The sequence below is a fragment of the Halomonas sp. IOP_14 genome (genome assembly GCF_021021315.1).
GTDB lineage: Bacteria > Pseudomonadota > Gammaproteobacteria > Pseudomonadales > Halomonadaceae > Vreelandella > Vreelandella titanicae.
Map to the genome: position 1 here is coordinate 1 of NZ_JAINWD010000066.1, position 12,377 is coordinate 12,377.

The following is a 12,377-nucleotide window of genomic DNA, read 5'->3' on the forward strand; positions in this document are numbered from 1 at the left end:
GATGGCAGTGACTTTTTCAGAGCTTCCTTAAGTAAAAGGAAGGCGGTGCCCCGGTTCCGAAACTATGCCGTGAGCTCGGCATGAGCAGTGCGACCTTCTACAAGTAGATAGCTAAATTCGGTGGTATGGGTGCATCCATGGTGGCACGGCTGAAGGTGCTAGAGGATGAAAGCCAGCGGCTCAAGAAGATGTACTCCAAGGAACGATTGAAAGCGGACATCTTCAAGGAAAGCCATCATAAAAAGTGGTGAAGCCGTCTCGTCGCCGTGAGATGTCGCAGAAAGCCGTAAGGAGACATCACTATGGATCACAGGCTCGGCGGCCATCAATATAGTTTTGCATCGCCCACAAATTAGATGCATCGTAAAGATGTTCGGCGGCCTCCCATTGGTAGCACCTCAGGACGGGCGGACTAGGTACATAGCAGGATTCCCTTTGGTTACAGGATCCAACAAGCCAAAAAACCAAAAAACAAAGGGTCATCGAACCCCTGCCTGCGATTAGACAACCCTGAAAACTCTATAACATTTAATGCTTAAGTTCTTATATGATCCGTTACTTTCCAGACGCCTGGTGAATTCCATACAGCATGGTGAATTAAGTCTTTTTCCGCAAGGTTATGTACCTTTCCACTAAGCGTTACTTCATGATTATGAACTTCTACTTTTATGGCATTCGCATCCTGAAGCGCCCTTCGCTTAAGTGCGTTCTCAATATTAGCCTTAACCGCCGTAGTCGTTGGCTTAGGTTTAAGAACGATCTGGTTACTAACACCAGTCACACCTGCTAAATATCGAATTGAGCTAGCAGCTAGGAGGCGCTGATATTCCCAGGGCACTTCCCCTGACAAGGTGACCCATCCATCCTCAACCATTACCTTTAATGGGTCATTTGGAATAAAAACATTCCACTCAAGCGTATTTTTTACCGCACGCGCTATATCGGCATCAGTGCGCTGATTTTCCCCTGGCAGTTGTACGTCAATTTCCACAGCGACGCCCTTTACCCCAGCCACCCGCTGAGCTGCCTTTTCCGCATGCCATTTTTCACCATAACTATCCACATGACCGGCTAATGTTACAATGCCATCTTTTACCTCTACACCAATATCCGACGCTCGGACAGAGGGTTCATCACCAAGTTCCGCAAGTACATCTTGCTGAAGTTGACTATCTGATTTCGACATTATGAATACTCCTTGTGTTATGCAGTTATAACTTTCCGTCAACCAGACTATTTTTGACTTACTTAACCTCAAGCTTTCGCCGTAATGCCTGCTTGGATTTGGGCATGGTGATTGTCAAGATACCATCCTTAAATTTGGCCTCCGCATGCTGTGTTTCTACATCTACAGGCAATGCAATCGTACGAGAAAAAGTGCCTTGCCATATTTCTGAATGGTAATATTCATCTTTCTTTTCCTCGGTTTCACCAGAGCGCCGACCTTTTAACATCACAGCATGGTCGGTGATCTCGATATCTATCTCCTTGCGATCAACACCTGGCATCTCAGCACGAACGACGAGTTCCTTTTCTCGGTCAATAATGTCGACTTTAGGGTTGCTTTGAGCAAAAAATCCAAGCCTTTCCTTGACTAAGTCATCTCTAAAGAAAGGTTTTAACCAACTACGTTCAAAGAACCCCTCCATTAAGCGGTCGAACTCCTCAAGCGGATTCAGCGACCGATTGGTTGGCAATGCGCTGGACTCCTGACCCGCAATAACAGGTTTTGTAGCAGTCTTCTCCATGATATTTCTCCTCTATGCTTTCATCTGCTTTGGATAGCACCTTCACCCATTACGTATTAATCTTAGGCACCAAAAAAACATCAGGTGTTACTTGAATATTTATAGCGCAAACAAGATTTTTTAAAAGCTAATCAACGTAACAAAAAGGTATTAAAATGATTAAAAATTGATCTAGAGCAATTTATCTTCCTTTCCAGCCATTCAAAATTCTATTCTTAAAAGGGGGGTACAACAGACTTATTAAAAATCAAAAACTTAGCAGGACAGCATGATGAGTTTTATATGGCGTTAAACTAGCCCTATTGAAACCCAAGTAGCTTATAATCTAGAAAAGAACAGCTAGTATCAAACACGATGCCAAGACGCTAAGAAAGTGGTAGATAAGAGTGAAGCACTAAATCTTGTACTCACTCTCTTGAGCAGCCTATCTACCTCACGAGGATTGATTTTGATGATTTACGACGAAGCTCAACACCAAAATATCGATAGGTTGGTACGTGCATCATTGGCCAGGCTAACGCTCGGTATTTCTCCTGCATCGGCGATGCTGACTTACTTGGACTGGCTATCCAGCCTCCAGCTTTCTCCAGGGACTCAGGCTCATCTACTACAAAAAGCAACGAAGAAACATCTATGCTTACTGATTTGGGCCAGCCATTCGGCTCTAGATCCCGATGCCAAGCCTTGTATTGCCCCTTTGCCACAGGATCGTCGTTTTCGTGATCCTGCTTGGCGTTATTTTCCCTATAACCTGCTTTATCAAGGCTTTCTTCTTCAACAGCAGTGGTGGCATAACGCTACCACCGGACCACGCGATTTATCTCCGCATCACGAACAGGCAGTAGAATTCGGTGCCCGCCAGTGGCTTGATGTGTTCTCGCCCTCCAATTTTTTACTGACTAATCCCACTGTGCTCAAAAAGACCTTTGAAAGCGCCGGAGGTAATCTAATCCAAGGCCTGCAGCATTACTGTGAAGATATCCAAAACCACTATCTTGGCAAAAGGTCAGCGGGTGCTGAAAAGTACGTCGTTGGAAAAAATGTAGCAATTACGCCGGGTAAGGTTATCTATCGCAACCATCTAGTCGAATTGATCCAGTACACGCCTACTACTGAAGAGGTGCACGCGGCTCCTATGCTCATTGTGCCTGCCTGGATCATGAAGTATTACATCCTAGATCTGTCACCGCATAACTCGCTTGTCAGGTATCTGGTCGACCATGGCCACACCGTTTTTATGATCTCATGGCGCAACCCAACGTCTGAGGATTGCGATATTGGGATGGATGACTATCGGCAACAAGGCATTATGGCTAGCCTCGATATTATCGAACATCTATTTCCTAGCCAGAAGATACATGCGGTAGGCTACTGCCTTGGAGGAACACTGTTGGCCATTACCGCCTCTGCGATGGCGAGAAATAGCGACAATCGCTTAGCTTCAATGACACTCTTTGCCGCGCAAACAGATTTTCGAGAAGCTGGCGAATTGATGCTATTTATTGACGAAAAGCAGCTCGCCTTCCTTGAAGATTTAATGTGGGCTCAGGGCATTCTCGATACTAAGCAAATGTCAGGGGTATTCCAGATACTGCGCTCCAACGATTTAATCTGGTCTCGGGTCGTGAACGAGTATTTGCTAGGCACAAGGCAACCCATTAACGATCTTCTCGCCTGGAACGCGGATGCAACGCGTATGCCTTACCGCATGCACTCTGAATACTTGCGTAACCTGTTTTTAAATAATGATTTAGCCGAAGGACGTCTTCGAGTAGATGGCCGTCCGATAGCACTTAGTGATATTCAGATACCTATCTTCTGTGTTGGCACTGAGTGGGATCATGTCGCACCATGGCGATCAACCTACAGGTTGCATCTAATTGCGGATGCGCCGGAGATTACTTTTTTACTCACTAGTGGAGGTCACAACGCGGGTATTATTAGCCCCCCTGAACAATCGCATCGGCATTATCGGGTAGCCACCGCCTTTGAAGGTGACTCTTATATTGATCCAGACACTTGGCTGAAACGCACAGCAATTAAGCCAGGTTCATGGTGGGCTGCATGGCAATCATGGCTGGCAACCAGGTCTGGCTCTCTTATTAAGGCGCCCGATGTTGGTTCACAAACTTACCCACCGCTCGAAGACGCCCCTGGTAGCTATGTTAGAAAGGCGTAACGCCTGTATGGCTAGTTCTATTAAGGTGCTAGTCACTTTGTTTCTTTTATCCTGGCTGCCTCACAGAGCTAAACGATATTCAACGTTACACGCCCTATCTCTCACTACCTATAAATCCCTGTATATTTACTGCGCCACATCCCAATGAGGCACTGTAAAATACATACCACTGCTTGCAAGATTTTAATATAGCTTACATTCGCAATATTGAAACGCTCAGCCGACTCATCAGCGGTTTTCAACAGCAAGGCATATTATCAGCTCATGGGCATGAGTACTGCCGCCTTCTTAACCCTACAAAGTTGGCTGCTATTGCTGAAATAAAAACATGAGCGCGCATCGCATTACCTCTTCTTTCAATGATGCAATTGATATCTATGAAGAAAATTCCACATACTCACCACTCTGCTTATTTATTTGAATTTGAGTTAATTGGTGTCACGAAATAGTGTGCTGTCACACTCAGTAGGCTTGCTATGGACGCTCCTAAAAGTGCCAAAACCATGTCCTTCTGTGCATCCCAAATATCTCCCTGGGCACCTAGGTATGATTCCCCCAATTCCCCTGGGAAGAGTACAACCGCCAGCCACTCAGCAATCTCATAAAACGCCGAATGGGATAAAATCAGCATCACCGGTAGTAGGCGTCTTTTCACAAGATCTTCCATCAGTGGAAAAAGTAGCAGTCCATAAAGGAAATGTACCCAGCGGTCGTACTGATTACGCTCAAAGCTAAACCGTTGGTCCAGAGAAAACCCAAGCAGGGTTCTCAACCAACGGTCATAGGGCACTTCAGAATAGGTATAATGAGCACCAACTTCATGAAATATCAAAAATAGAAAAATGCTTAACCATGCCAGACGTGAGACACCACCCTGATACCACAACCAACCCAATACGGGCACCGCGGCAAACACCAGAATATTTTCAAGTAGCCAATCTGAACGGTAATAAGGCGCTATGGCCAACCATATCCAGAACAGCACAAATCCAACAAACAGCCATGCAGGAAACGGATCAAGCGTTAGCAGACGAGCACGTACTTGCTTAATCCTAGACACACTCCCCTACCTCTGTTTATTGATTTAGCCAGCCTGTTCGGCGCATCACAATTTTCTCGAGTTCCAATATAGTCATCATCACCATGCCGATGCTGATGACCAATACGCCATCCAAAAATGTTAACGGCTGAGTATCGAAAAGGGCTTGCATAGCAGGCCAGTAGGTAAACATCGCCTGAGCAACTATCACCACAGCGACAGCAGACAGCACAGCGGGAGTGCCCAGTAACCCCTGCCAACTAAATGAGGTGTAGTGTAGATAGCGCACATTAAATAGATAGAAAATTTCCAATACGACGATCAAATTGACCACCAAGGTGCGAGCCATCGGCAGCTCATCCCCACGCCCCAGTGAGTAAAAAAATACGCCCAGCACCGCTGCTAGAAAAAGGAACGAAACAAGCGCTACCCGCCAGATCAGAAAAGGTGTCAGCAACCCTTGATTAGCAGGCCTGGGACGGCGCTGCATGACATTGGGTTCTGCCGGTTCGAACGCTAGAGCTAGGCCAAGGGTGCCCGCCGTAACAAGATTAATCCACAAAATTTGCACCGCAGACATCGGCATGGAGAAGTTAAACAGGATAGCGGCAATGACCGCCAATACCTCACCGCCATTAGTGGGTAGTGTCCACGCGGTTACTTTGCGGATATTGTCATAGACAACTCGACCTTCGTTCACCGCAGCGACGATAGAGGCGAAGTTATCATCCAGCAAGACCATTTGAGAGGCCTCTTTCGCCGCATCAGTGCCTTTATGCCCCATCCCAACGCCGACATTTGCCTGCTTCAACGACGGCGCATCATTGACGCCATCGCCGGTCATGGCCACGATTGCCCCCGTCGACTGCAGGGCACGAACGATACGCAGTTTGTGTTCAGGGTTGGTGCGAGCAAAAACACTGGTTTCGTTCACGATAGCAGGAAGGTCAGCGTCTGAAATGCCATCAAGTTCACGCCCAGTCAAGACGTGTGGATCTTCTCCAAATCCTAGCTGCCGCGCAATCGCCGCTGCTGTCTCAGCGTGATCACCGGTAATCATTTTCACCGCAATACCCGCGGAATGGCATTCTTTAATGGCGGCCACCGCCTCCTCGCGCGGAGGGTCGATAAACCCTATCAGGCCAATGAAGACGAGCCCATCCAGGTCGGAAAAAGCTAGCTTATCAGCACCTGGAGCTACTGCTTTAACGGCAAAGCCGAGCACTCTTTCTCCCTGAGAGGCTGCGTTCGCGACCTTGGCGCCCCAGGCGTCTTGATCTAGCGATGCCGTCCCTTCACCATCTATCTGGGCGACACATCGCTGCATTAGTTCATCGGGGGCGCCCTTGACAAAAATCCGACCATCGCCTGATGAATGGCGATGAAGGGTGGCCATAAAGCGATGATTAGCATCAAAGGGGATCTCATCAATTCGCGGCCATTCATGGCGGGTTAGCTCCGGCTCCAAACCAGCTTTAATGGCCAACGCCACCAGCGCACCTTCCATCGGATCGCCCATCACATGCCAGGCACCATTTTCCTGGTTCAACTGGGCATCGTTGCACAGCACTCCCGATAGCACTAAACAACCACTCTCTAGCCGCTGTTTATCCGCAGCAGCGTCATCTGTAGAAGCAGCTTCCAGCCGCCCTTCCGGCACATAACCCGAGCCTGTCACCGTGTACCGACCATGAGGGACTTCCAGCCGTCGCACCGTCATCTCGTTACGCGTCAGGGTGCCGGTCTTGTCTGAACAGATGACCGAAGTAGCGCCTAGTGTTTCCACCGCCGGTAGCTGCCGGATCGCTGCATGACGACGCGCCATGCGCTGTACGCCGATAGCCAATGTAATGGTGATGACCGCTGGCAAGCCTTCAGGAATAGCCCCCACTGCCAGGGCAACGACAGCTATCAGCGCGTCCGGCCAAGCATAGCCACGTACCAATACCGCAAAGGCAAATAGTAAGACCGCCACCGCCAGTGTGATCCAGGTAAACCACACCCCAAAATGGTTAATCTGGCGCAGCAGCGGTGTGGTCAATGGTTGTACTTCACGCAGCAAAGCACTGATGCGCCCGATTTCCGTAGCGCCGCCCGTTGCCACAACGACACCCATCGCCTGCCCTGTAGCCACCAGCGTCCCGGAATAGGCCATTGAGTGCCGGTCACCTAATGCAGCGTCCTTGGGCGCTGGTGTTTCCCGCTTTTCTGCCGCCACCGACTCGCCCGTCAGAATGGCCTCTTCGATACGCAAAGCACTCGTACGAATAAGCCGCAGATCAGCAGGTACCCGATCCCCTGGCTCAAGTGACACGATATCTCCAAGTACAATCTCTTCCACGGGTACCTTGACTCGCCTTCCCTCTCTTACCAGATAGGCGTGGGGAGCGATAAGATTGTGGATCGCGCTCAGCGCCTTTTCGGCCTTACCTTCCTGAATAAATCCAACCAGGGCATTGACCAAAACCACCGCAGCAATAACCGCAGAGTCAACGAAATGCCCTAGCAGCGAAGCGGCAAGCGCTGCCGCCAACAGAAAATAGATCAATGCGTTATGAAACTGGGCAAGAAGACGAAACAATGGATGTCGACCGGCCACCTTTGGCAACCGATTACTTCCAAAAATAACGAGGCGCTGCTTCGCGTCACCCACTGCAAGCCCGGCGGTTGAGGTTCCTAGCGCCGCAAGAACATCCTCGCTTCGCTTGGTATGGGCATCGCTGGGCGGTGAAACCAATGGAGAAACAGTATCTCGTTTAACAGTCGGCGTCTCCATCCTGTCTCCCTGGCAGACGTACTCAAAAGGAATAAGCAATCACCGTTACAGCTTGAGCGCCACCGTCACGGTATCGACTTCATCGCGGCCGGGCTGAACTATAAAACCAAATTCTTTGGCCATGTCCCGCATGGCATGGTTCTCTCTCAGGACATCGGCAAACACCTGCTGAATGCCGGCAGCACGAGCATAATCAATCATCTGCTGCATAAGCCGATAGCCAAGCCCGATCCCCTTCATATCACTACGCACCATGATCGCAAACTCCGCTTTTTCATTGTCGGGATCCGAAGATAAACGAACCACTCCCGCGATATCCTGCTTGCCAAATGGCATCGCTATAAAGGCCATTTCCCGGTCATAATCGATTTGAGTCAGGCGAGCAGCAAAGGCGTGATCAAACCCTCGAATGGCAGCAAAGAAGCGCAGCCTCACATCATCAGGGGAAGAGTGACGCAGCATATCGACCAATGCACTCTCATCTTCGGGGCGAATAGGTCGCAGGCTGTAGCGCTGACCACTGCGTGTTTCTATCGTTTGCTCAAGCTGCTGTGGGTAGGGACGAATAGCCAGCGGGCGCCGCTGATCACGCTCGGCCCTGACCACAATACGTGCATCTAGGGCAAGCACCCCAGAGGTATCGGCCAGCAACGGGTTAATATCCAGTTCGACCACGCGCTCCAAATCAATGACCAACTGTGACAATTTGATAAGAGTGAGCGTAACCGCCTCAAGATCAGCCGCAGGCCGATCACGATAGCCACGTAGCAACTTTGAGATACGTGTCGCCTGGATCATTTCCTGCGCTAACAGCGGGTTGAGAGGCGGGAGGCCAATCACACGATCACCTATCAGTTCAACGGCCGTTCCTCCCTGGCCAAACAGTATGATTGGACCAAAAATGCTATCTTCAGCGATACCTAAGATCAGCTCATGTGCGCCAGGACGACGAATCATCGGCTGTACACTAAATCCATCTAATCGCGCCTCAGACATTACTTGGCGAATAGACACAAGCATGTCTTCAGCAGCCTGCTTCACCGCACCAGGCGAGGCAAGATTCAATTGCACGCCGCCACTATCCGACTTATGCGAAATGTCTCGCGACAGGATTTTCAATACCACCGGAAAGCCAATCCGTTTTGCTGCCTCACTCGCCTCTTCCGGGGTATGCACCGTGATAGCAGAGACGGTTGGAATGCCATAAGCTGATAGCACGGCCACCGCCTCTGGCTCCGTTAGAACACTCCGCCCATCTTCCAGTACGCGGTCAATCACAGCATCCGCACTACTCTTATCGATAGTACTGTTGTTAAAAAGAGGCGGCGGCGTTTCCCTTAATGTTTGCTGGTTTCGCCAGTAACTAAACAGATGTCCGAAGGCCCGAATGGCCTGCTCGGGTGTTTCGTAACTCGGAATGTTGTGTGCCGCAAACAAATGGCGAGCTTTAGCCGGTGCACCTTCACCCAGCCAACAAGTGAGGACGGCTGTCCGCTGTGAGCCCAGAGTATCCACCACTGCCTGGGCAGCGTCCAAGCTATCGGCGACCGCTGTCGGGCAATTCATGACCAGAATCGCATCCGCTTCCTTCTCATTCATCAAAGTTTCGAGTGCGCCGGCGTAAAGTGCCCCTGGCGCATCACCGAGAATATCGACCGGATTGGCATGGGACCATGCAGGTGGCAGAAGATGATTCAGACGCGCTAACGCGTCTTCGGAAAGCTCGGCAAGACGGCCATGCATGTCAGCCAACTCATCGACTGCAAGCACACCAACGCCGCCACCGTTGGTGAGAATGGCTAGCCGGTCGCCTTTCACGCGAGCCCCTGTGGCCAACGTACCTGCCGCTTGAAATAGTTCATCGAGTGTTTTGACGCGCAGCATCCCAGCACGCCGAAACGCTGCATCGTAAACGGCATCAGCACCTGCCAGCGCTCCGGTATGCGACAATGCAGCCTTGGCCCCCGCATCGCTACGCCCTGCCTTAACCACCACTACAGGCTTGGTACGAGAAGCCATTCGGGCCGCCGAGAGAAATTTGCGTGCCTCAGTAATGGCTTCGACATACAGCAGGATGGAATGCGTCTTAGGGTCAAGGGCTAAGTAGTCGAGCATATCGCCGAAATCGACATCGCTCATCGAACCCAGAGACACTACATGCGAAAAGCCGATTCCCCGTGCTGCCGCCCAATCGAGGATAGAGGTCGCCACCGCGCCAGACTGCGTCACAAAGGCCACATCGCCTTTTTGGGGCATGATATGCGCAAAGCTGGCGTTGATCCCCCGATGGGGGGCTAAAATGCCCAGACAGTTAGGGCCAACAATGCGCATCAAGTAAGGCTTGGCCGCGTCAAGCATCGTCTGTTTGAGTACTTTTCCATCGGCATAATCGCCTTCGCCGAAGCCAGCTGTAATGACCACGACAGCCCGACATCCACGTTCGCCGAGTTCGCGTATAAGACCAGGAACCGTATCTGGCGGCGTTGCAATAATGGCCAAGTCGGGAACCAGCGGCAGCTCACTCACGGTGTGGTAGTTGAGGGTCGAGCGGATCGCTCTCTCCCGTAGATTGACCGTTAGGACAGGCCCGGCAAAACCAGCATCAAAAAGATTGCGTGCCAGTACCGCCCCCACAGAACCGGGGCGGTTACTGGCGCCAATCAAAGCGATCGTACTAGGTGAAAACAGGGCATCCAAATTACGAATCGACATCTAACATCTCCGATGCCAGGGATGGCCCCATCACCAACACGGCAGCTCCGGTCAGCTTGCCTTCCCTGAGATCCTTCAGTGCGTCATTAGCGGCGTGGAGCGGGTAGCAAACTGTCCTGGTCTGGATCATCGCCTCAGAGGCCAGTGATAAAAACGCCCTACCGTCCTGGCGAGTCAGATTGGCTACCGAGCGCAACTGCCGCTCTCCCCAAAGCAGCGCATACGGAAAAGAGGGAATGTCACTCATATGTATACCGCCACAGACAACGACTCCCCCTTTGCGCACGGCACGAAGTGCAAGGGGTATCAGCTCTCCCACAGGTGCGAAAATGATAGCGGCATCCAGTGGCGCTTCCGGCAACTGTTCAGAGCTACCTGCCCATGTCGCCCCCAGGTACTGCGCAAATCGTTGAGACGCTTCATCCCCTGGGCGAGTAAAGGCGTGCACTTCCATGCCCTGCCATTTTGCGACCTGGGCCACAATATGTGCCGCCGCGCCAAAGCCATAAATACCGAGACGCTGCAGGTCATTGCCACACATAACCAGAGAACGATAGCCAATCAGGCCAGCACACATCAGTGGGGCTGCTTCAGCAGCGCTATAGTGGGAACTGATAGAAAAGCAGAAGCGATGATCCGCTAAGGTATATTCAGCAAAGCCACCATCTATCTGGTACCCGGTAAAACGCGCCTGATCACAAAGGTTCTCCTTCCCGTGCAAACAGTAGCGGCATTTACCGCAGCTATACCCTAGCCAAGGAACGCCCAGGCGTACTCCCTTCTCTAGCACTACACCAGGGCCGCACTTAACAACACGACCAATAATTTCGTGCCCAGGAACAATCGGATAACGGATGTCCGGCAGCTCTCCGTCAAGCAGATGCAGGTCAGTGCGACACACGGCGCACGCTTCAACTTTCAGCAGTACCTGCCCCTTTCCCGGCGTAGGAATGGGCCTTTCCTGACATTGCAACGATCCACCCTGTTGCTCAAGCACCATGACCTTCATGCGACGTCCCTAAGCACCGTAAACACCAATTTTCGTTACCTTTTTCTTAGCTGGTTTTGTATGCTGCTTTTGTGTACAAACCACTCCTTTGCTCACAGTCACTACTAGAAATCTATGGATAGTTATAGCGTAAAGTCCCGTGAAGAAAAGCTCATCAAGCAAATAAAATCACTTATTCATAATAATATTGATCTAGCGCAATCAAACTGCCTCGACAGCGCCCGCTTTTTCATAGCAGTCCACTCAACATAAGGAATTAAAACAACACCTTATCGCTCAAATAAAAATACCTATTAAATACAGCCTTGATATTAAAGGCGCAGATTTTAAAACGCTCCTGAATCAAAAATACCAGCCGATAGTGAGACATCTTTCATAGCGTCTTAACAAACGAGCTGTTTTGGGAGGTATGCCGCTTTTACGTGGCCACATATGCTCTAATGCATGAATATACCATGCGTGAAAGCGGCGCTTTAATCACATCGCAAGATTTAGCTCAGAAGAGCCTACTCTCCACTGTTCTTGGCACTCCCGAAGCACAAAACACTCTTTCGTTTTCTGTGTCACAAAGTCGAATAAAGGCTGGTGCAATTCAGATGTAGCATTCGTTTCCAGCATCCAACCAAAGAAAGCACTCGTCGCTTCAGCGGCTTTTTCGGCATTCACTAGCAGGTGATGCCCCATATTTTCATCCACAACGAAGAAGTGCTTACTAACTTTATTGAAAAATGGAGGTTCCTTTTGCTGATTAGCACTCACGCAAGCACCAAGATCCATTTGGCTAGCCACTTCCTGCAAACTACAAAGTCTGTGCACACACTCCATACCAATCGCATCCATCAAACGACTAATGGGTGGATCAAAGGGTAGAAAACTCAATGCCCCTGAATTCAAACATTAAGCGCAGCACCCGC

The 12,377-nt window shown here is 50.3% G+C and carries 8 protein-coding genes and 1 pseudogene; 2 read left to right on the forward strand and 7 right to left on the reverse strand.

Annotated features, from left to right (window positions below; all coding sequences use genetic code 11):
• Positions 1–38: 38 nt before the first annotated feature.
• Positions 39–289, forward strand: a pseudogene (locus K7H09_RS23610) (transposase); the annotation flags it as partial.
• A gap of 246 nt (positions 290–535) precedes the next feature.
• On the opposite strand, the gene K7H09_RS23615 reads toward K7H09_RS23610, so the two are convergent.
• Positions 536–1,186, reverse strand: coding sequence for a BON domain-containing protein (locus tag K7H09_RS23615; protein ID WP_027959254.1), 651 nt, complete (start codon positions 1,184–1,186; stop codon positions 536–538).
• A gap of 58 nt (positions 1,187–1,244) precedes the next feature.
• Positions 1,245–1,748 (reverse strand): Hsp20/alpha crystallin family protein, encoded by a 504-nt coding sequence (locus tag K7H09_RS23620; protein ID WP_009286542.1) that lies wholly within the window; start codon positions 1,746–1,748, stop codon positions 1,245–1,247.
• Positions 1,749–2,199: 451 nt separating this feature from the next.
• Here K7H09_RS23620 and K7H09_RS23625 point away from each other — a divergent pair, with 451 nt between their 5' ends.
• On the forward strand, positions 2,200–3,927 hold the full coding sequence (locus K7H09_RS23625; protein ID WP_230806267.1) for a PHA/PHB synthase family protein: 1,728 nt from the start codon (positions 2,200–2,202) through the stop codon (positions 3,925–3,927).
• A 409-nt stretch (positions 3,928–4,336) separates the two neighbouring features.
• On the opposite strand, the gene K7H09_RS23630 is transcribed toward K7H09_RS23625, so the two are convergent.
• From K7H09_RS23630 to K7H09_RS23650, 5 genes are all read right to left on the reverse strand, one after another.
• Positions 4,337–4,987 carry a DUF2238 domain-containing protein gene (locus K7H09_RS23630; RefSeq protein WP_009286541.1) on the reverse strand — a complete coding sequence of 217 codons (651 nt, stop codon included), beginning with the start codon at positions 4,985–4,987 and terminating at the stop codon, positions 4,337–4,339.
• 16 nt (positions 4,988–5,003) lie between these two features.
• Complete coding sequence (locus tag K7H09_RS23635) at positions 5,004–7,742, reverse strand: cation-transporting P-type ATPase (protein ID WP_039858322.1); 2,739 nt, start codon at positions 7,740–7,742, stop codon at positions 5,004–5,006.
• 45 nt (positions 7,743–7,787) lie between these two features.
• On the reverse strand, positions 7,788–10,454 hold the full coding sequence (locus tag K7H09_RS23640; RefSeq protein ID WP_027959250.1) for a bifunctional acetate--CoA ligase family protein/GNAT family N-acetyltransferase: 2,667 nt from the start codon (positions 10,452–10,454) through the stop codon (positions 7,788–7,790).
• Entirely contained in the window at positions 10,441–11,463 is a 1,023-nt protein-coding gene (locus K7H09_RS23645; RefSeq protein ID WP_041158417.1) for a zinc-dependent alcohol dehydrogenase family protein, read from the reverse strand. The genes K7H09_RS23640 and K7H09_RS23645 overlap by 14 nt, the downstream gene beginning before the upstream one ends.
• A gap of 477 nt (positions 11,464–11,940) precedes the next feature.
• Complete coding sequence (locus K7H09_RS23650; RefSeq protein ID WP_230806269.1) at positions 11,941–12,240, reverse strand: hypothetical protein; 300 nt, start codon at positions 12,238–12,240, stop codon at positions 11,941–11,943.
• Between the last annotated feature and the right edge of the window lie 137 nt (positions 12,241–12,377).